We start from the raw sequence: 20805 nt of genomic DNA, 5'->3' as shown, positions 1-20805 counted from the left end.
GTATCCCTAGGGCGCTGACCATTGGCTGAGCCCCGTAAGCACCTGATCGGCGGTGGCCGTCCAGCCGACAATGCCGCCCTGGGCACGTACCATGGCCAGGGTAGCCTGCTTAAATTCGGGGAAATAGCTCTCGGTGGCGTCTTCCACCAGGAGGCATTCGTAGCCTCGGTCGTTGGCCTCGCGCAGGGTGCTTTGGACACACACTTCGGTGGTCACTCCGGTGACGATCAGATGGCTGATGTTGTGGGTTTTTAGCAGAAATTCCAGGTTGGTGTTGTAAAAGGCTCCTTTGCCCGGTTTTTCGATCACCGTTTCCTCCGGTGTGGGGGCCAGTTCGGGAATAATTTGGTTGCCCGGTTCCCCCAATACCAGGATTCGTCCCATGGGCCCAGGATCGCCAATCTTCAGAGCGGCATTCCCCCGCTGGCGTTTGCTGGGGGGGCAGTCGCTCAGGTCGGGGCGGTGGCCCTCCACGGTTTGCAGCACCAGCCAGCCCCGTTCCCGAAACGCCTGTTGCAGCCGTTGCACCGTGGGCACAATGGCTCGCAAGAGGCCGACCTCGTTGCCCAGTGCCGCGCCAAAGCCCCCCGGTTCCAAAAAGTCGCGCTGCATATCAATAATAATCAGGGCAATGCCCGTCTCGGTGGGGAGCGAGTAGTCGTAGGGTTGAGCCGTAATCACAGCCATGGCGGAAAATTTCCCAGAAAAGGACGCTGTAGACCCAGTCCAGCCTGAAATTCGCCGCTTTTTCTCGGCAAATCTTCACCTTTGAATCTGGGCACCGTTTATTCTAAGGGCAAGGGTTGAGATGAAACGGAGTCCATGATTACGCTATTGACTGATTTCGGCCATCAAGACGCCTATGTTGGCGTGATGAAGGGCATCATTGCCAGTCGTTGCCCCACCACCACCATGGTGGATTTAACCCACGATATCCCGCCCCAAGACCTCTGGGCAGCGCGGTTTCAGTTGATGAGCGTGTTTCCCTACTTTCCGCCCCATACGGTGCATTTGGTGGTGGTCGATCCCGGTGTGGGCACGGATCGGCGGGCCGTGGCGGTGCGGTTGGCGGGGGGCTATTTTGTAGGGCCAGACAATGGTGTGATCAGCGGTGTGATGGCCCAAACCCCAGTGCTGGAGGCCGTGGAGTTGACCAATCCAGCCTATTGGCATCGGCCCACCCCCAGCGCCACCTTCCAAGGACGGGACGTGTTTGCCCCCGTGGCCGCCCATTTAGCCAATGGGGTGCCGCTGTCTGCCCTGGGGACGCCCATCGATCCAGCGTCCCTCGTGCAGTTGCCCGTGCCGCCCCTCACCTCCACCGAGCAAGGTCTTGAGGGCAGCATTCAGTACATCGACCACTTCGGGAATGCCGTCACCACCCTTCCCGTCGATTCCTTAGGCGATGGCCCCTGGCACCTGGTTTGGAACCAGCAAACCCTGCCCAGTGCCACCACCTACAACGATGTCGCCCCCGGTGCGCCCCTGGCCCTAGTGGGTAGCCACGGCTTGTTGGAAATTGCCGTCAACCAAGGCAGCGCCAAGGCGCAGTTGGGGCTGCGGGTGGGCGATTTAGTCTGGCTGCCCACCTAGGAATACCCCATCCAAGACGCTAGATTGCGCGGATGAGCCGCCATGCACCACCCAGGAATTGGGGCCAACCAGCCGATGTGAGGACAGCAATTCTCATTTTGGTCAATTGACCGTTCGCCCTGAGCTTGTCGAAGGGTGAACGGACTTCGGCAAGCTCAGCCTGATCGGTCTTTCGTCAATGCGTCAAGTCATATTGAGAATTGCTGTGTGAGGATAGCCGCCTAGGTCAAGGGCGATTTGGCAGGAAGGCCGGGAAGGCGGGGAAACTTGTCGGGGGTGCGGCTGATTTTATCGAGGATGACGTTGTGGCGCACACCCTGGATGAGGGGGGTGGTCATGGGGCGCACCTCCCGCAGTTGGCCACCGAGGCGGGGCAGAATGGCGATCAGGCGGTCTTCTTCTTCGGCTGACCACTGGCCTCGATAGAGTACCGCTTGGCCCCCCAGGGTCATCAGGGGCAGGGCATATTCAGCGCAGGTGTTGGTTGGCCCTACGGCCCGTAGCAGGGCGAGGTCAAAGGCTTCGCGGTAGCTGGGCTGATGAGCCACCTGTTCAGCTCGTTCGGCCAAGAAGCGCACATTGGTGAGGCCCAGTTGGGTGCTGACCTGTTCAAGGGCAGCAATTTTCTTGCGGGTGGCGTCCATCAGGGTCACCGTCCAGCCGGGGTAGACCAGGGCCAGGGGCAACCCTGGAAAGCCACCGCCCGTGCCGATATCCACCACCGACAGCGGTTTCTCCGCCAGGGCTTCTTCCTTCAGCCAGGGGGCGATGCCCTGGAGGGAGTCCCACAGGTGTTTTTCCCAAAAGTCTTCCGGGCTGGTGATGCGAGTTAGGTTGAGGGTTTGGTTGATGGCGACGATGGCTTGGTACAGATCCTCGAAGCGACTCTGGAGGACATCGCTGGGCTGCCATTGCAGAGTAGCTTGCCACAGATCGGTGGGGTTGGGCAGGGTGGGGGTCTGGGTCATTCCCAATTGGCCTCCGAGGCGATAGATTGCGGTTCCGTTCGGCGTTCTAGGGTCAGCCGTCCTTGGTTGAGGTGCCAGCAGCGATCCGCCAGGTGGGCCAGTTCATCGGCATCGTGGGACACCACTAGCAGTGTCCAATTTTGCTTAAGCTGTTGCAGCAGGGCAATAATTTGCTGGCGCATCGACCAGTCTAGCCCCGCCGTGGGTTCATCCAGCAAGAGCAGGTAGGGTTTGCGAATGAGCTGCACCGCCAGGGCCAAGCGCCGCTGTTGCCCACCGCTGAGGGAGTGGGGCAGGGTGGTCAGGTCTAAATGGTCTAACCCGACGGCTTGAAGGGCTTGGTCGATCTGGGGGCGGTCGAGTTCGGGGTGACCGAGGCGTAGTTCTTCTAAAATGGTGTGGCCGCAGAAGTGCCGTTCTGGGAACTGGAACACCAGCCCCGCCACCTGGCGCAGCGCCTCTGGTTCTAGGGTTTGTTCGCGCCACCGAATGCACCCCGCACTGGGACGGGCAAACCCCGCCATCAATTCCAGCAAGGTGCTTTTGCCCGATCCGCTGGGGCCATAGATCACCCCCAACTGCTGGGGGGCCAATTCTAGCGACACCTGGCGGAGGATGGCCGCTGGGGTGGCCGCCGGGTGATAGGTCAGTTGATCGAGGTGCAGCATGGGTAGGACGATCCTGAGCAAATTCTCCAGGCAGGACTCATACTCAATCCGACTTGTTTGCCCCTGGCGTCAGTGGGCGAGGGAACCTCGCCCCTACGGTTTGCTGGGCTGGGAATCGGGGTTATCCAATTCGGATTTGGTATCAGGCGGGAAAACTCTTTTCCAGTGTGCCCCACTTTGCCCCTCCTAGGGCTTGGGATGAGGCAGTAGGCCAGTGTAGCATCTGGAACAGGGGCACCTCCTATCCCCCTTTTCCAAAGACCACAATGGCCGTAAGGGCCATACCTAGCCCCTTTGCTCCAATGATCCTTGGTCTTGAATCAGTGAGTTGTCCTATGGTGGTTCAATCATTTCCACGGTCTGCGACATCCCTTCGGCCCCATCGGTCTCGGTGGCGGGCCTGGTTGGCGGGCACCCTCACGACAGCGGTCATTGGTCTCGGTGCGCTTCCGGCCTTGGCGGGCGATCCCTTCCGCCCCACCAATCCCCACGCCATTGGCGAGGCCACCGAAGCTACCTTCAAGGCGATTTTCTATGAGGGCAACTATACCGCCGCCCAGCGGTTGGCCAACCAAGCCATCGCCGCAGAACCGGGCGAGCCCATGAACTATGCCATTGCCGCCGCCCTCGACTACCTCAACCAGGATCTCGATGCCCTGCTGAGCAAGGCCCAGCAAACCCAGTCCGCCGCCGCTGACCTGAAGGCCACCGATCCCCTGCGCGGTCACCTCTATACCGCCGTCGGTCTATTTCTAGAGGGAGCCCATGTGTTGCAAACCCGAGGGCTAGCCCGGGGCACTCCCACCGCACTGCGGATGTTGCAGCAGGTGTTTGCCGAACTGGAAGCCGCAGAAGCCATCAGCCCCAACGACCCCGAACTCAGCCTGCTCAAGGGGTTTATGGATTTGCTACTGGCGGTGAATCTACCCTTTGCCAACCCCGATCAAGCCATTGGTCGGCTGCGTCAGGGCTACCCAGACTATCTTTCCCACCGGGGGATTGCCATCGGCCTGCGCGATCTCCAGCGCTACGATGAAGCCCTGGCCGAGGCGAACAAAGCCCTCGCTGCCGCCCCCGATAACCCCGACCTCATGTACCTCAAGGCCCAGGTTCTCTTTCTGCTGCAAGACTACCGGGGGAGCCTGCCCTACTACGCCGCCGCCCTCACCTATGCCGACCAACTGCCCGCCTCCACGGTCTGGCAAATTCGGTTTGAGGAATGCCGCGCCCAGGGCACCACGCCGGAGGTGTGCTCTGCCCGTGCCAGTAGTGCCGCCAATAGCGCGAACTGAGCCAGCCCTACGCCCCCGTTGCCTTGTCCAGGGTGGAAGGGGGCAGGGGTGTGGCACAATGAACGTTCCCACCCCAAGATCGGGGGTTTTCAAGGAACTGGCCCCATGCAAGTCGAATTTCGCGAATGCGACTTTTTTAATGTGTGGATTTGGCTACGGTTTGAGACCGTGCCCTCCAACCTAGAACAGCAATATATCGATGAGGTGTTTTCCTCCTGGTTTTTCCTGGGCAAGCTGGGCGGCTTCAACGCCGAAAACCTTCAGGTGCAAGACACCGGGCTTGATATCAGCTACATGCCCTACGACGAGGGACAGCTCGACAACAGCCTGCTCTCAGTGATGCACAACATGGGCGAAGTCGAGTATCAAGGGGTTTGGGCGCGGTGTTGGTTCGACCTGGGCACCAGCGACGCCCTAGCCTTGGACGTGTTGATCAACGCCCTAGAACAGTTCAGCCGCGAATACGTGGTGATCGACGCCTGCTACATCGGCGGCGAAAACCCCGATTGGCCTATCCCCCGCAACCGCCGCCCCGAATTTGTGGACGCCGAGGATAATTAAAACGCCAAGCATCACTCACCCGGAGTCACTCACCCGGAGTCACCCCAGAGAATGGCTCACCCCAGCACCAGAGCAAACCCTCTAGAACTTTGCGGTATGGTAAAACTATATCCGCCCTGACCCAAGCTGAGGATTCCCATGTCCTGGAATAGTTCTCCTTCCATCCTCGACCGCGTGTTTGCGGCTCTACCCTACATTTTGGCCATCACCGCAGGGCTACCCTACGGGGTTTTTGTCTTGCAGGAAGTTCCCGCCATTCAGTTTTTGCTGCTGCCCATTGCCCCGCTGCTCCAGGTTTATATGGGGCTTCAGCGGTCGATTCCCTTCTTCGGGCTGATTGTCTTTTTTGCCCTGATTTTGCTAGTCGTGCGCAACGAAAATATCAGTCGCTTTATCCGCTTCAACACCATGCAAGCCATTCTGCTCAGCTTCATCCTGGCGGTGTGCGGCCTCATTTTGGATCTACTGATGCCCGTGCTAGGCGGCGGTGGGCTATTAGTGCAAACCTTTGCCAGCGCTCTATTTCTAGGGATGTTGGCCTCCGTGGGCTATTCCCTCGTACAAACTTTCCGGGGTGAATACGCCGACATCCCCACCATTTCCGAAGCTGTGCATATGCAGGTGCGCTAACCCAAGACTTCTCGGGGCGAAAACGCTAGCGATCCCCCTAGGCGATCCCCCTCAATCCCCCTTAACAAGGGGGACTTTGAAGCGGATCTGCATAAACGTGGCTTAGAAGGAGTTGATTAACCGTCGTACGGCACCGCCCACCGCACGGCGCATCTGCTGTTTCCGTCGCCAGCGCTGAAACTCCTTGGTGTAGCTGTACTCGTTGGGACGATAGATTCGCCAAGCATCCCAGGCCAGTTTCAACCCCCAGGGAACAGATAGAAGATATAAAAAGAGATTGGCAATGGCCGCCCAGAACCCATTGCCCCCAGTGACAATCAGGATGACGAGCCAAAACCCGGCCAGAAAACAGAACCGAGACAAACTGTGCTGGAAGCGTTGCTTGCGTTCTTGGTCAAACTGGCGTTGGTCAGCAATTTCGTATTTTTTGATATCCCATTCCCGCTCGGCTTCGGCCAGGGTCTCGGCGGAAATGCCCAGTTCTTCCGCAATTTCCAAAAGCTGGGCGCGGGACAGGTCGCCGGACTCCGTCTGTCGGGCCATGGCGATACTGAGGATTTGCTGGGCATCCTCCGCCGGATAGAGAAATGCACTGTCTTGATTGTTCAGATGTGTCATACCATTACCCCAGAACGGCCTGATTGCCACAACAACGCCTATCCCCTTATAGACAAAATTTTGCCAATTGGGGGGAGGGTTGGGGTACGGAAAACCTTGTACGGTGCGCGTCAACGTTCGTGGGGCGGGCGCTCAGCGGGTTGGGGCACCCTGGCCGTATACCAACGCTAGTGAACTAGTTGCAATCCTTGGAGTGTGTATCATGACCCAACTGGTGCAAATTCGTCTCGATGACGGCACCGAAATCTACATGGAGGCCACCGAAGACGTGGTGGCTCCTGCGACAGACCACAATTCTGGCGAACTCTACAGCGAAACCAGCCGCACCTCCAAAGGGTTAGGCGGCATGACCAGCCAAGCCGCCCAAGCCCACGCCGTGCAAAGCTTTAAAGCCATTGAAAGCACCATCCGCACCTACACCAACTACACCATGAACGCCTTTCAAAACATGGCCTGCGCCAATGTGGAAAAGGTGACCCTAGAATTTGGCCTAAAGGTGGGTGGCGAGGCTGGAGTTCCCTATGTCACCAAGGGCACCGCCGAAAGTAACCTCAAAATTACCGTGGAATGCAACTTTGATCGCCCCAAGGAATAGGGGCTAGGCGATATTCTCTGGTGGCGTGGGTACGGGTAACAGAAGACCACGGCCCTCCCCCAGTGCCGGAGCCATCCCTTCCCAGAGCTTACCCAGTGCAGCAGTCGGTTCCCCTGGGTGGAATGCCGCCCAGCGTTAATTAAGACCATCTATAGTATGGGCAGATTATTGCCAAGTGCCGCCACAATAACAACGTGGGATGCTTTGGTTCACAGACCCTTTGGTTCACAGACCATGGTTTCCTGAGTTGCGCTGACCTGGGCTGAGATGGCCCCTACCCTTTACCCCCAACGCTTATGGTGTCTTTGATTGAAAATCCTCTGCGGGTTGGCCTTCAGCAAGACCGCATCCCGGAGCCGCAAATTCTGGTGATTTTTGGGGCTTCTGGCGACCTCACCCAGCGTAAAATTGTCCCCGCCATTTACCAAATGCGGCGGGAACGGCGTTTGCCGCCAGAACTCACGATTGTGGGAGTAGCCCGTCGGGAATGGAGCCATGACTTCTTTCGGGAGCACCTGCGGGAGGGCATCGAAGAATTTGGCAACGGCATCGGCCATGAGGCGGTGTGGGAGGACTTTGCCAAGGGGCTGTACTACTGTCCCGGTGATATCGACAATTCCGAATCCTACCAAAAGCTAAAAACCCTGCTGGCGGAACTGGACGAGCAGCGGGGCACTAAGGGCAATCGGGTGTTTTACCTGTCGGTGGCCCCTCGATTTTTTGGGGAGGCCACCCAGCAACTTGGGGCAGCGGGGATGCTGGAAAACCCTGACAAGCAGCGGCTGATCATCGAAAAACCCTTTGGTAAGGATCTGGCCTCGGCCCAGGTGCTCAACCGGGTGGTGCAAAAAGTCTGCGACGAGCGGCAGATCTACCGCATCGACCACTACCTCGGCAAAGAAACCGTCCAAAACCTAATGGTGTTCCGCTTTGCCAACGCCATTTTTGAACCGCTGTGGAATCGGCAGTTTGTGGATCATGTCCAAATTACCGTGGCGGAAACCGTGGGTCTGGAAGGACGCGCCGGATACTACGAAACCTCCGGTGCCCTGCGGGACATGGTGCAAAACCACCTGATGCAGTTGTTTTGTTTGACGGCCATGGAGCCACCCAACTCCCTTGATGCCGACAGCATCCGTAACGAAAAGACCAAGGTTCTCCAGGCCACCCACCTCTCGGACATTGACGACCTCAGCCAGTGCGCCGTGCGGGGGCAATATTCCGCCGGGTGGATGAAGGGCCAAGCGGTACCGGGCTACCGTGAGGAGGAGGGGGCCAATCCCGAATCCACGGTACAAACCTTTAGCGCCCTAAAGCTCGAAATCGACAACTGGCGCTGGAAGGGGGTGCCCTTCTACATGCGTACCGGCAAGCGAATGCCCAAGAAGGTGAGCGAAATTTCCATTCACTTTAAGGAAGTGCCCCACCTGATGTTTCAATCCGCCGCCCAGCAGATGAACCACAACGTCTTGGCTCTGCGAATTCAGCCGGACGAGGGCATTTCCATGCGGTTTGAGGTGAAGACTCCGGGCAACTCTCTACGGACGCGCTCGGTGGATATGGACTTCCGCTACGATGCCGCCTTTGGCCAAGCCAACACCGACGCCTACGCCCGCCTGATTGTGGACTGTATGTTGGCCGACCAAACCCTGTTTACCCGTGGCGACGAGGTGGAAGCCTCCTGGCGCTTGCTCACCCCGCTGCTGCAAGTGTGGGATGCCCCCGCCGCCCCCGCCGTCATCCCCCTGTACGAAGCCGGAACCTGGGGGCCAATGGAGGCCGAGTTCCTGCTGAACAAAGACGGTCGCCGTTGGCGCAGGTTGTAAATCCCTCACCCCTAGCCCCTCTCCCTGTGGGAGTTACTGCTTATGTACATCTCTCATGTCGTCAGGCCTGGAGGATCCCCCTAAATCCCCCTTAAAAAGGGGGACTTTGAGTCCGGTTCCCCCCTTCATAAGGGGGACTTTGAGTCCGGTTCCCCCCTTCATAAGGGGGGCTAGGGGGGATCCAACCCTCAGTACAAGGTGATATAGGAACTCATGTATAAACAGTAGTCCACAGAAAGCTCAGAAACCCCACTCCCCACCCCCGAAACCGCCATGACTATGACTCCCACCGTTGCCCTACAACGTCCCAAAGACATTTCCATCGACGAGATTGAATCGGAACTGCGAAATATTTGGCGACAGCAGGATTCTGGAGCCGCCGCCCCCGTCGCCACCCGTGCTAGTACCTTCACCATGGTGATCTACGAGCCGGAGGAGGTGCAGCAAGTCCTCGCCGCCCTGGAGTTCTACCCCGGCCCCATCGACGGCAACCACGGCCCCCTCACCCGTGAGGGCATTCGTCAGGCGCAAATGGCCTACGACCTGCGGGTAACGGGTCGCATGGATCCGCCTACCTTAGCCAGGGTGCGCCAGGAATATAGCCAACTCTCCCAGGCCCAAAAGGAATACAAAAACCCCGACCTGCGCGGCTTTAACCTCAGCGAATCCATTTCCGCCCACAACCCCTGCCGGGTGATTACCCTCTGCCCCACCTTTGGCGAAGATACGGGGGTAACGGCCCAGGTGTCGGCCTACTGCCCAGTGCAAAAGAAAAGCACCAGCAACCTCATCTGCTGCGAATACATCACCCTGCGCGGCACCAAGGCGGCTTTAGAACGGGTGAGCGACCTGGTGGCGTCCCTCATCTTGCCGGAGCTGCCCCGGTTTGTGTGGTGGAAGGCTACCCCCAGCCCAGAGCAGCCGATTTTCCAAAACCTGGCTAAATCCAGCAACTGCATCATCGTCGATTCCAGCTACTTCAGTGACGCCGAGGCCGAACTCCACACCATGCAGTGCCTCGTGGAAGAAGGTATCACCATCGCCGACCTCAACTGGCACCGCCTCGCCCCGTGGCAAGAACTCACCGCCGCCGCCTACGACCCCCCGGAACGGCGGGAATCCCTCAAGGACGTAGACCGCATCAGCGTGGACTACGAACAGGGTAACGCCGCCCAAGCCCTGATGTATCTAGGCTGGTTCGCCAGCCGCCTAGACTGGGAACCGGTGGACTACACCGAGCAAGGCGGCGTCTACAACCTCAAAACCCTTCACTTCCGAGGGCCAAACGGCATCGACATTGAAGCGGAACTGGCGGGCATCCCCGTGGCCGATTCCGGCGAAGTGATCGGCGACCTCACCGGAATTCGGCTGATTTCCACCGATCCCACCGCCAACTGCTGTACCATCCTCTGCTCCGAAACCACGGGCTGTATGCGGATGGAAGCGGGCGGCGGTGCCCAAGCTTGCCAGGTAGAACAGGTGACGGCGCTGTCTGACCAAAAGGCGGACTTCATGCTGGGTCAACAACTCCAGCGCTGGGGCGAAGACGTGCTCTATGAAGAAAGTCTCGCCATGGTGGCCCAAATGATGAAGCTGCTTCAGGAGGCCCCTTAAAAGATCGTTTGTCTACCTTTTGTGTCCAGCTTTTTGAGGCAAAAAGTTTCCATAGTAATCATCATTTCTGAAAAGTCAAGGATTTGCCTCTAAGTAGGCGACTTTTGCACGCGCCCTTGCTATCCGTCGATATAGTCCTCCCTATTCAGCCCGCCGAATCAGGCTGTACCTACCTTTAAGTGAGAGGACTCGCTATGACACTATCCTTGTGCTCCCAATGCAAAAACTACTCTGAAGAGGTTTGTTTGTTGGGGCAGAGCTATGCCGATGTGTTTAGCTCAATTCAAACCATGGCCGATCCGCAGGAGGGCCAGCGCCTCAGTTCCTCCCTGGCAAGCTGTGCCTACTGGGAAGAATCGGATTTGTCCAAGCTGTTTAGCCGGGATGTGACCCTGAGTTACCATGCTTGGAGCCGTTTGGCCTACATGAAAATCCAAAACGGTGACCGGGATCTTTTCCAAAACCTGATCAATGTGGCGCGAGAGGTTGTCTTGCAGCAACGCCAGATCCTTGAATTTGGGGTGAGCCTGACGGCTGGTGATACGCTGGCGACTCAGAAGAGTTCCGCACCGATGGCAGAGGAGGAGCCGCCCCAATCCGACGTTGGGGTTGAGGAAGCCTCGCAGCCGCTGTCTTCGACCCTGAATTTGCGGGGTGAAGCGGTGGCGATGGGGACTGTGGATGAGGCAACCCCCGTCCCCCCCCAGGCCGAAGGTCTGTCGTCGTCCGTTCCGCCAGAGGCAACCGCCGCCGCATCGGGCCTGCCTGTGCCAGCCCCCGTAAAGCTGCCCTCGGCAATGCCATCGTTTCATCCTGAACTGGTGGGGCAACCTGGCATTCCGGTGGCGAATGACCCGATTGAATTGGCAATGCAAGAACTCTGGGTGATGGCAACCGCCTCCAGTAATGGGGATCACAAGGGGCATCACTTGGAAGAGGGGCTGGACGCGGGGCGCGGTAGTGGCCGCCTTGATCCGACTGCCGATTAGATCCGCCTAGCCCCTTCCCCGTTACTCCGTCGCCGCTGTGGGCTACGGAGGGCCGATGTCCCCCAATGCCCCGCTGGGGAGGATCTCGATGCAGATCTTCCCCAGCGAGGTTGCCAAGGGTACGGCCCTAGCGGTTTTGGGGCGACGGGGCGTCGTCGGGATGCTGATCTGGAGACGCTATCCCTAGGTGGGTAGCCTCGGTCTTCATAGGGGGTGAGATACCTGACTATAGGGGGTGAGATACCTGATTAAATGTGTGCTACAACACTCTTGTTGCTTCTCAAAAAGCCAGCAAAGATGAAGGTGCGGAATCTATCAGCATAGAACAAATGTTCTTGCTTGAACGATACCTTATCTGATTTGAGGAGTACCACATGCGTCGCCACGAAAGAAATCAACGAGTAGATATTGATGAGTATTTCCATGGGTTTGAGGATTTTAGCGAGTCCTTAGCCACTCAGCCTAGCTGGCCCCCTGCGGATTCTTCCAGTGCTCCGTCGGTCAAAGCGATGCTGATCAGTGCCCGTGACCAAACCGCCCCGGCCTTGGCTCCCTATCAGTATCAAAGCTCAACCCTGAGACCGTCTAAAGCCCTCAGTGCTTTGGAGTTGGAGGCGGCCCATCGAGCGGTGTCTAGCATCAAAAGCCAGTTAATTGGAGACCGTGACCCCGGGGTTCAAGCCCAGGTTTCCCCTCCAACGCCAGCCGCCGCTGTGGTGGAGGACGGATCGGGTTCCCCATCCACCTCGTTTTTTCCAAGTTCTTTAGCACTTCAGCAAACCTCATCGGCCTGGAGGGAACCTCAGTTCTGGTGGGGCAGCCTGGTTGCCCTCCTAGGCACCACGGTTGCCGCTGTGGTGGTCTATACCTACAACAGCCCCAATTTAGATCTCTATCTGAAGCAGGCCCAAGTTCTCAAACAGCAATCCCTCGCGCAGGTTAACCACCTGGGTCGCCTATCGTTGCAGCAGGCCCATCTTGCCCTACCGACTCAGCCCGTCATCTCCAAGACAAACCGCACGGCGGATCAAGCTGCCCTGGCCCAGGCGATGAAATTGGCCTACACGGCGGCGGAGCTAACGCAGTCTGCCATTACCCCTGAAGATTGGCAGCAGGTGCTCCTGTTTTGGCGGCGAGCCATTGACGAACTTCAGCCGATTCAGGCTGAAACCCCCCTCTTTGAGCAAGCCCAGGAACGGCGTCGGATCTACCAAGACAACTTTGCCTACGCCCAGAGCGAGCTAGACAAAGCCCCCTTCCGCATGGCTGTCCAGGCCGCAGAATTGGCGTCTGAAAAGGCCGCCAACGCCACCACCTCAGAGGATTGGGCTGTCGTTGCCGCCACCTGGCAGGAAGCGCTTAGCCAGATGGAGTCCGTATCCACCAAAAGCCCTCGCTACAAAGTTGCCCAGGCCAAACGCGCCGAATATGCCACTAAGTTTGCCTATGCCCAAAACCGCTACCTGGCCTTGCATGTCCAGGGAGAGATATAGATCGGTCTACCGTCCGCAAAATTGGCAAGATCGACAGATCGGCTAGATCGATGCCTAACACCAGTTTTCAAGACCCTATCAGCCTAGGCTTGATAACTGAGGGCAAAGCATTCCGGCGGCGACTTGGGACCCACCAGGGTCAACACGCCATAGTCCGTTCTAGAGTAATCCGAATCTTTGTAGTACAACACCACCGCCGACGCCTCTGGATTATTCTGCGTAATTGCCTCAATGCAATGTTGGTCGGTCAAGTTTTGCTTCTCCACAAAGGCCAGCTTTGGCCCCGTCGCCAAATCGGTAAACACTACCGCCCCCGGCCCATATTCCGCAAATCCTTGCCATGCTAGGGCCAAAATAGGCTGGTAATACTGGGTCAGCCGCTGCAACGCCACCGTCGAAATCGCCCTAGGACTCGGCTGGGCATGGTGCAAAATCACTGCATTGGAGGCCTCCTGCCCTCGGTCATCCTGCGGCAAAGACTCCTGACGACGCAAATGGGCGTACAAGGGTTTATCCTCTGGCACCCACTCCAGAAGATCCCCCGGCTGGCAGTTCAGGGCATCGCAAATCCCCTCTAGCCGTTGGGGCGTCAGACGAGGCATGTCCTCCGCCTTACGCAATCGGTAGACCGAATTTTCAGTGATATCCAAGGCGGTCGCCAGATCCTTATTCCGCACACGCCGCCTAGACATCACCTCATGCAACTTCCATCGGATAGGCATGACTCTCTGGAATGGAACCGTAGATAGTCTTACCATAAAAACACAATCTACGTCTCACGATGATTTATGGCCTTGAGGTGTTGACTTTAGTCTACATCTGGCGTAGAGTTAGGTCACTGGGGAAACATAGCCTCGCTTCACTTCCTCGCCTCCGTGACTACCGTCGCATCCCACCAAGGTATTGACCATGAACAACCGTGACCACGCTTCATCGACTCGGCAACGCAAGTCCAGTCTGCTTCCCCTCCCCGTGAGTAAAGCCGAAGGGCTATCCATGGGGATGCGCTTTTTCCAAGACGGCCACTGGTGGGAAGTGGATGGCTACATCCATGGCCGCGCCACCAGTTATTACAAATGCAAGCCCGTATGCGGCGTAGAAAGCCGCTTTTACACCGAGTCTGAGATTCGGCAAGCCCTTAACGAACAATTAGCCACTATGAACATGAACCTAAACCACAGCGTCCACCACTCCGATGATCGGGGGACAGGTCGATTGGCCCCTGAATCGCGCCCCAGCCGTTGTACCAAAAGCCACGGTACCGTCGCGAGACGTCGATTGAGCCCCGGTGTCGTTAGCCAAGCTACGGGCAAGTCAGACACCCTCAAAATCTTATTGGTCGGAACCCGCGATACCGTTAAGCGGGCCATTGCCGCCTTTCATTCCATTGGCTACGCCAACACAGCGGACTGGAGTCCCTTTCAACCTCGGCCCAATAGTAAAGAGGTGCTGAGTATTTTAGTGCAAAAAATCTGAGGGATGTCCCAGTTCTATGGATCACCTTTTAAAAAGACTTGAAGAAGATTGATCCAGCAAGCGACCTTGACGTGAGTAAACCTCAAAGCCTAAACGCTACTTGGCAAAAGAATCCGACGGAACATCGACCAATCCTAACTACAAGCAATGATGGAGAAGAATGATGCGAAAGAATCCGGCTGCTGTCACCTTTGCGTTATTGATCAACTATAGCTTTGAACTTGGCGAAGCCAACCTCGTTGATCTGATTTACTCTTGGATCAATTCCTATCCTGGGAAATGGGTGATTACAGCTACCGTAGAAGCTATTTATCAGGGACGATACAAAGTAAATTCTGTCTCCAGAATCTTAGAATTCTGGAATCTTAAAGGCTATCCCGTGCATCATTTCGACTACGACTTTGCCGATGTCGTATGCAAGAAACTCATGGCATCAGATATGAGCGAAACAAATTTGTCCACCTTTCAAGGAGCGATATCTATGGACAGCCAAAAGCATGATGGAACCGAAATTAAGATCATTTCAACCGCTAACCCAGCGCATTCCAACCCTCTACAACTGAGTCCTAAATCTACTTCCGAAGCCACGACAACCCATCGCCCCAATTCCAAGATTGACCAGTGTGAACGCTTAGTTGTCCATCTATCCGCCTAACCTCCCCCTAGCACTTCATCCCAACGATTTACGGTCCGAATATAGGAAATGCTCCGCTGCTTTGGTTACCCCTCCCCCTTCTATGTCCTGCGAGGATCCCTATGAATATCCACGCCTCGAATAGCCATGCCTCAAACCTTAACCCTTACCCTGCTAACCCCTCAAATTTCAACTTCTACAGTCCCTACGATGCCTACACCCCATCGTCCCATGTGCCACTCCTAGGCTATCGCCAGACTAGTCCCTATCAGCCCTCCCCAGCACCAGACGGTTATCTGTATGCCTCAGAAGTCGTCATCCTTGAGCCGCAAGTCTTTTCCGACATTCCCTCCGCCGTTCACAGCCTCCGCCGTAACCAGTTGGTGGTGCTCAACCTAGCCAAAATGACCTATGAAGAGGCTCAGCGATCTGTCGATTTTATTGCAGGGGGGGCCTACATGTGCCAGGGATCCCTAGAAAAAATTGACGTCAATATCTTCTTGTTAACGCCGCAAGAGACCAACATTAGAGTTGAGGCAAGTCAGTACCAGTCCGAATCCACGACTTCTCAGGAACTTCCCCTTCCAAATTCTGTTCCTGATGTCACTATCACCCCTCCTAGTTATTTCCTAACTCCTCGAGCCTCTTAGTTCTTTCAGTCCTTCATCATAGTTTTATCATGATTACATCTGGCACCATCCAAGGCATCTCATTAATCATCTTTAAGTCGCTTTGGGAGACTAAAGATGAAGCCTATAAGTTACTCAGTCAAAGGCTTAGTCATGCTATTTTCTACGCCTCAGAAGGATACAAGGAGAATTTTATCCTTAGGCATGGTTTTATTCGTCAAGAAGAATTCAGACCCTCAGTATCCCTTGAAGATATCTACGTAAATCCTCACTTTATTGATCACTCTGGAGGAATAAACCAAGCTAAAAAAGCAATATTTCCCTATGAAGAAATTGACTATCTAGCCAACCTAAATCTACTCTGTGATGGTTTTGAACTGAGCAATAAATATTCTCACTTAATTGTTAAGGGTGAGCAGGGAATTGGCAAGACAACTTTCCTAAAAAAGCTTGGCTTATCGGCTTTAATGAGCCAGGAATCCTCTAATTTTACTAAACGCTACATTCCAGTTTTTATTCAGATCAGCAAGCAAATTAAGGAAGAACTGGATCTGAAAGCAATGATCGCCCAAGAGTTTAAGTCCTGTGGTTTTCCAGAATACGAGGATTTTGTCGAGTCAGCCTTGAAGAAAGGAAGACTGCTAATTCTGATCGATGAATTAGATTCAGTCTCCCTTGAGAAACAAGGTCAGATACTTCTAAAAATCAAGGACTTTTCTGATATTTACAACATGAATCGGTTTATTATTGCTTGTCGAACCTCTAAGAAGACCCGTGCACTCAGTCGTTTTCATGAAGCCCTAGTTCTAGGTTTTGACAGTCAAAAAGCTCGACAATATATCCACAAATCATTGACTAGTGAGGTTCTTTTGTCTGGCGAGGAAGAAAGAGTTTTTAAGCATCTTGCTTCCGAAAATAAGTCTATTAAATATATCATTCATAATCCTTTTAGCTTGAGCATTGCGCTGTCTCTATATCAACGCAATGAAAATCGAATTTCAGGTCAAACCTTCCTCTATGACAAGATACTTTCACGACTCATTATCGCAGACTCGTCCCTAGACGAACTGACGGGTGATCTAAACACCCTTGAGGATTGTTTTAATGCGAGACTGAAAATTCTGGCTGAGACTGCATATGTCTGCCTGCAAAGTGGTAGACACAAATTTCATACAATGGAGTTTTATCGACTATACTCCTCTGTTCTGGATAAATATTCTATTCGACAAAACTCATCTAAAATTCATCACCTAAAAGAAGAGATTCTACTCGATTTTATCGATATATCTGATAACAATATTTGTCAATTCAAGAATCCTATAATTCAAAAATTGTTAATCGCCTACTATCTAATTGAAAATCTGAAAGTTCAGAACGAAGTGATTGAGGAATACTTTAATGATTCCGACTGGAAAGATGTCTTTATATTTCTATCAGGAATGCAGGGAGCAGACTATTTGATTGACTCTATACAACCACAATTAAGTCGCTATCTCTGTACAAAAAGGCTATCATCCTTTGTCGTACTAACGGTGGATCTTTCAGATAAGGTTAGTTTATCTCGTGATGCAGCAGTTAATCGCTGCTATGTAGCCTTCATGATTCTTGATGTCGTACTCCTATTTGGCCATCGTCAAAATGAAAAAAGACTGATTTCTAAGATTATGAAAAAAATTCGTAGGGTGATTGATATTTTAGAGCCAGACTCCGACTTTTTGTTTTCTTCTAGCCCTTCTCCAGACAATAGCTTTAAGTTGGGTGATAGGCATTTGATTGATCCTAAAATATTGCGAGGACTATCCTTGGAAAGACTTTTTGATGTGGCTTTGTCCTTAGCCCAAAAAACAGATAAATACGGACTTTTAGATACTCGGGAATCCAGAATTTTATTTTCGACGATCAATCGTCTAAAGAAACAATTAAAGAGCAAATCAATGTCGTTTTATCATCGCAAAATTTGTGAAAGCAATCTTTATAGACTATGGTTAAAAGCATTAAAGATCGAGGATCAGGATTTAAATTTCACCATTGATGAGCTTCAGGCCATGTTTTTGTACTATCAAAGTATTTGTTTGATTTTTTGCTGTATGAAAGAGGAATTTTATATTTCAGGACGAGTTTCAACACAGGTGAGTGAGATTATTTTTAATCCTCAATCTCTCTCAGGATGTCATTTTTTGTCATCCATCTGATACTGTATTGCTGGATTTGATGAGTTAGATACTGTCTAGGAGTTTTTTCAGATGATTGACGATAATTTGATTCAATTGAGCTTTCAGCAACTTGAAGAAATTCAATCTCGGATTAGTCAAGTCATTTTAGAGAAGCGATCTGCTCGTATTGCTGATGCTATTAAGGATGTCTTGAATTTGCTGAATACACATTATGCAGATGTCAGTCTATGGGATTTTTTGAATGAGCTTGCGGACACCTATCAGGATAATAGCCCAACCTCTTCTGTATCTATTGACCTAGGAGAACAGTCGGTATTAGAGCCAGACATTGGATCAGAACTTGACTCTAATCATTGGGTGCCCCCCTCTTCATGCTCAGACCCATTAGAGCGTCCCTGTGAAAACATGCGACATCAACCCCTAAAGAATTTACCCCAGGCCAATTTAAACTCCCAGGTAGAGGAAATAGCTAACTCCCATAACTCCGTGGCAGAGCAAGAGTGTGATATTCCATTACTCTACGATCCCGGAATGTTTTACGAACGCCTTCGGGTCATTAAAAATGAGGTTTTACAACATGAAGAGGCTCGTTTAATCTGGTTGACCAATGATGGCAGTCAAAAAACCTCAAAGGTATCGGGAAAAGCTTTGGCTGAGTTGCTACAAGAAACTATTAAGAAGCTAGAGCGACTCTGCGAAACAGAAACTGAGACTGAAATAAGTGTCGAAGATTTGAATCGAGAAGTTTTAAAAATTAGCGAATGGAGTGAGATGCACCTAGGAGTTTCCTTGAGAAAAGGTACATTAACTGTAATTACTCCCTTCGCTTCTAGGGAACTGCCACCTCAAGGATATTCACCTATGTTGACTATTGCTGACATGTGCCATCAGTCTGATCGAGGAAAGCTCCATATTCCTTTTTCTTAATCAGAATAGGATCACAACGATTTGCATTTCAACACATAACCGATTACAACTCCTCTTTCTACTAATTCTAGAAGAGGAGTTTCACGCTGAGGCCAATAAGTCTAAACATGAGTTGTGTTGAAATCTATGGTTAACGATTCTAGCAATCCCTGACTCTCTAATGATGAGTCTAACGACTAAACTGCCCGGTTGACTGACAAAATTTATGAACCTAAATTCTAACCATTCTCCCAAAGAAAGAGGCGTTTTGAGAATCTTAGCAATAAGTCAGTCAATCAGCTAAATTACTTTCTAAATTTTCAAGACGTTAGCATAGGGAGAAACCAGGAACTGTAGGGCAATCTGATTAGTCGCATCTTCTGAGTGATACTTATCTGCCCATGCCCTTACTATTTGATCAAGTTCCTGAAAGGCAAGGTCTCTGTGCTCCGGCAAAATCCCTAACGTTTCGATGCCTCGCATTACTTCAGGATCCTCATCTACCCAAGCATACATACCCTCAAAATAAGCAGTTAGTTCCTGAATCATGGTATAAACTCGGGCTTGTCGATCACGAGGGGAGTAGTCTGTCTTAAGTAGAATATAGGCAGACAGTTTTGGATTTAGTTTAATTTCCTTGACGGTTTCAGATTCTAGCAGGCGAAACTTAGCATGTTCCGCTAATGCATCGCTAAAAGCTGTTTGTTTTTCCAGGGGCAATGAAGCCTGAGACTTCCAATGTAATTCCTCAATCATGGAATACAAATGATCTTCTCGGATGGCTAGACATCGAGGAAGATTACTTGGAATACTGGCTTCTACAATGAATCGTTCGCTAGAGGTCAAGTCAAAGTTTATTAGTCTAGATTCTCCATCTTTCATCGGAAATTTGTCAGCCCATATATAGGAAAAACCAATGAGATAGGAAGGTTCGATACTGCCTAGCAAACACAAGGGTTCTCCACTGTCTACAAGAGCTTCAAACTCACCAACGATCTCCTTGACACGGCGAGGTTCAACGTGATGAAGAAATCCAGTTCTCCGAAGATTCTTTCCTTCTTCTAGATACGTTAGATAAACCGCAAACTTGGCTGCCATAGAAACAGCGTCAATTACGCTCCCATAACGATGTCCTAGATTCTTGATCAAATTAACCACCAAAAAAATCAGCAAAAGATCAATGTCGCTAGCTTTCATTGCTCTTGCAAGCTGGTGATGATTAATCCTAATTCCTACCATTACTTAAGCGCACTCCAACAAAATAGATGCAGCTAAATATAAAAATAACATATTTCAGTGATGATGGCCATGGAATTTCTTTTTTAACTTAAAAATTGACTAGAACGAGTGATCATATAAAACATAAAAATGTATTTATTCTCGTATTAGTTGCTATCAGATCAAGATGACTATTTATTTTTTGAGAATAAATATCCGTAGCATTACAGGATAGACTATGGTGGCAGGATCCGAGATTATACTGAATCTGGCTGGCCAAAGATTCTACGTCGGGCACGAAAATCGCGCCCCTACAGCATTGGTTTTATGTAGGGGTCAGACATCCCTTGACAGATATGCGTTCTAGGGTAGTGCACTAATCTACGGGCCAGAGAAAAAACAGCCAAAAATAGCCAAAAACAGCGATCTACTGCCGTAAGGTCTTTAGGGTCGCCTGATTATTCTCTAGCCTGTACGAAATAGGACTACCCGTCCTAGCAAGTTTTTTCAGTCAACCAGGACTGAGTGTGTGCTCGGATTGGAAGACTCATTCTTGCATTTTGCAAGAGGATATCTTCATTTTAAAGAGGTAATTTTATCTTTGAATTCTATCTATTAATTATTGATCTAGTTTTTGTTTTTTAGTATTAATAGAAGGCAGATTTTCTTTGAAAACTCCGCAGATTCAAATCTGAAGTGCAACACCCTGTCTCATAGCCGCCTGACTGCCTGACAGAAGTGGGTGAAAGGCTTGAAACCTCGTGCTGCGAGGGGGAAAAGGTGAGGTGACATGAGACGCTGGAATTGCATATCCCAGGGTCTTTGCCATGCCAGCCACCACCTGTCTCTATGATCAAGTGCTGTCCTTGCTGCGTCAATATAGCCATCGTCGGGATCTGCGACACCTCAAGGCCTTGGCGT

19 protein-coding genes are annotated in these 20805 nt (G+C 52.5%); 13 read left to right on the top strand and 6 right to left on the bottom strand.

Annotation, left to right across the window (positions count from 1 at the left end):
* Window positions 1-6: 6 nt before the first annotated feature.
* Entirely contained in the window at window positions 7-687 is a 681-nt protein-coding gene (locus H6G62_RS18965; RefSeq protein ID WP_190498024.1) for an isochorismatase family cysteine hydrolase, read from the bottom strand.
* Between the two features lie 135 nt (window positions 688-822).
* Between H6G62_RS18965 and H6G62_RS18960 the strand changes: the two genes are divergently transcribed.
* On the top strand, window positions 823-1593 hold the full coding sequence (locus H6G62_RS18960; RefSeq protein WP_190498023.1) for an SAM-dependent chlorinase/fluorinase: 771 nt from the start codon (window positions 823-825) through the stop codon (window positions 1591-1593).
* Between the two features lie 221 nt (window positions 1594-1814).
* Here the strand turns inward: H6G62_RS18960 and rsmG are convergent, their stop codons facing one another.
* Window positions 1815-2561, bottom strand: a complete 747-nt coding sequence (gene rsmG, locus H6G62_RS18955) for a 16S rRNA (guanine(527)-N(7))-methyltransferase RsmG (RefSeq protein WP_190498021.1) — start codon at window positions 2559-2561, stop codon at window positions 1815-1817.
* Window positions 2558-3229: an ABC transporter ATP-binding protein gene (locus tag H6G62_RS18950; RefSeq protein WP_190498019.1), complete on the bottom strand. Its 672-nt coding sequence runs from the start codon at window positions 3227-3229 to the stop codon at window positions 2558-2560. The genes rsmG and H6G62_RS18950 overlap by 4 nt, the downstream gene beginning before the upstream one ends.
* Before the next feature lie 335 nt (window positions 3230-3564).
* On the opposite strand from H6G62_RS18950, the gene H6G62_RS18945 reads away from it, so the two are divergent.
* From H6G62_RS18945 to H6G62_RS18935, 3 genes are all read left to right on the top strand, one after another.
* Window positions 3565-4521: a Sll0314/Alr1548 family TPR repeat-containing protein gene (locus tag H6G62_RS18945; protein WP_190498017.1), complete on the top strand. Its 957-nt coding sequence runs from the start codon at window positions 3565-3567 to the stop codon at window positions 4519-4521.
* Between the two features lie 105 nt (window positions 4522-4626).
* Window positions 4627-5082, top strand: a complete 456-nt coding sequence (locus tag H6G62_RS18940; protein WP_190498015.1) for a DUF3531 family protein — start codon at window positions 4627-4629, stop codon at window positions 5080-5082.
* Between the two features lie 138 nt (window positions 5083-5220).
* On the top strand, window positions 5221-5712 hold the full coding sequence (locus tag H6G62_RS18935; RefSeq protein WP_190498013.1) for a Tic20 family protein: 492 nt from the start codon (window positions 5221-5223) through the stop codon (window positions 5710-5712).
* A 102-nt stretch (window positions 5713-5814) separates the two neighbouring features.
* On the opposite strand, the gene H6G62_RS18930 is transcribed toward H6G62_RS18935, so the two are convergent.
* Window positions 5815-6330 carry a 2TM domain-containing protein gene (locus H6G62_RS18930; protein WP_190498012.1) on the bottom strand — a complete coding sequence of 172 codons (516 nt, stop codon included), beginning with the start codon at window positions 6328-6330 and terminating at the stop codon, window positions 5815-5817.
* Window positions 6331-6532: 202 nt separating this feature from the next.
* On the opposite strand from H6G62_RS18930, the gene H6G62_RS18925 reads away from it, so the two are divergent.
* From H6G62_RS18925 to H6G62_RS18905, 5 genes are all read left to right on the top strand, one after another.
* Window positions 6533-6925: a CU044_2847 family protein gene (locus H6G62_RS18925; protein ID WP_190498010.1), complete on the top strand. Its 393-nt coding sequence runs from the start codon at window positions 6533-6535 to the stop codon at window positions 6923-6925.
* Window positions 6926-7221: 296 nt separating this feature from the next.
* The gene (zwf, locus tag H6G62_RS18920) at window positions 7222-8751 is read left to right on the top strand and encodes a glucose-6-phosphate dehydrogenase (RefSeq protein WP_190498004.1); all 1530 of its coding nucleotides are present in this window, start codon (window positions 7222-7224) and stop codon (window positions 8749-8751) included.
* A gap of 273 nt (window positions 8752-9024) precedes the next feature.
* Entirely contained in the window at window positions 9025-10365 is a 1341-nt protein-coding gene (gene opcA, locus H6G62_RS18915) for a glucose-6-phosphate dehydrogenase assembly protein OpcA (protein ID WP_190498002.1), read from the top strand.
* A gap of 194 nt (window positions 10366-10559) precedes the next feature.
* A complete protein-coding gene (locus tag H6G62_RS18910) occupies window positions 10560-11354 on the top strand; it encodes a hypothetical protein (protein ID WP_190498001.1) in 795 nt (264 codons plus the stop codon).
* Between the two features lie 374 nt (window positions 11355-11728).
* A complete protein-coding gene (locus H6G62_RS18905) occupies window positions 11729-12847 on the top strand; it encodes a hypothetical protein (protein WP_190497999.1) in 1119 nt (372 codons plus the stop codon).
* An 83-nt stretch (window positions 12848-12930) separates the two neighbouring features.
* Here the strand turns inward: H6G62_RS18905 and H6G62_RS18900 are convergent, their stop codons facing one another.
* Window positions 12931-13569 carry a helix-turn-helix transcriptional regulator gene (locus H6G62_RS18900; protein WP_190497997.1) on the bottom strand — a complete coding sequence of 213 codons (639 nt, stop codon included), beginning with the start codon at window positions 13567-13569 and terminating at the stop codon, window positions 12931-12933.
* A gap of 187 nt (window positions 13570-13756) precedes the next feature.
* On the opposite strand from H6G62_RS18900, the gene H6G62_RS18895 reads away from it, so the two are divergent.
* From H6G62_RS18895 to H6G62_RS18875, 4 genes are all read left to right on the top strand, one after another.
* Window positions 13757-14323 (top strand): hypothetical protein, encoded by a 567-nt coding sequence (locus tag H6G62_RS18895; RefSeq protein ID WP_190497995.1) that lies wholly within the window; start codon window positions 13757-13759, stop codon window positions 14321-14323.
* Between the two features lie 160 nt (window positions 14324-14483).
* Window positions 14484-14978 (top strand): hypothetical protein, encoded by a 495-nt coding sequence (locus H6G62_RS18890; protein ID WP_190497992.1) that lies wholly within the window; start codon window positions 14484-14486, stop codon window positions 14976-14978.
* Window positions 14979-15636: 658 nt separating this feature from the next.
* Window positions 15637-17778 carry an NACHT domain-containing protein gene (locus H6G62_RS18880; protein ID WP_190497988.1) on the top strand — a complete coding sequence of 714 codons (2142 nt, stop codon included), beginning with the start codon at window positions 15637-15639 and terminating at the stop codon, window positions 17776-17778.
* A 51-nt stretch (window positions 17779-17829) separates the two neighbouring features.
* The gene (locus tag H6G62_RS18875; RefSeq protein WP_190497987.1) at window positions 17830-18687 is read left to right on the top strand and encodes a hypothetical protein; all 858 of its coding nucleotides are present in this window, start codon (window positions 17830-17832) and stop codon (window positions 18685-18687) included.
* 291 nt (window positions 18688-18978) lie between these two features.
* On the opposite strand, the gene hetR is transcribed toward H6G62_RS18875, so the two are convergent.
* Window positions 18979-19863, bottom strand: coding sequence for a heterocyst differentiation control protein (gene hetR, locus H6G62_RS18870; protein WP_190497985.1), 885 nt, complete (start codon window positions 19861-19863; stop codon window positions 18979-18981).
* Between the last annotated feature and the right edge of the window lie 942 nt (window positions 19864-20805).

The sequence above is a fragment of the Phormidium sp. FACHB-1136 genome, assembly GCF_014697375.1.
Taxonomy (GTDB): Bacteria; Cyanobacteriota; Cyanobacteriia; order Phormidesmidales; family Phormidesmidaceae; genus Nodosilinea.
This window is presented reverse-complemented; position numbering and strand designations above follow the sequence as displayed.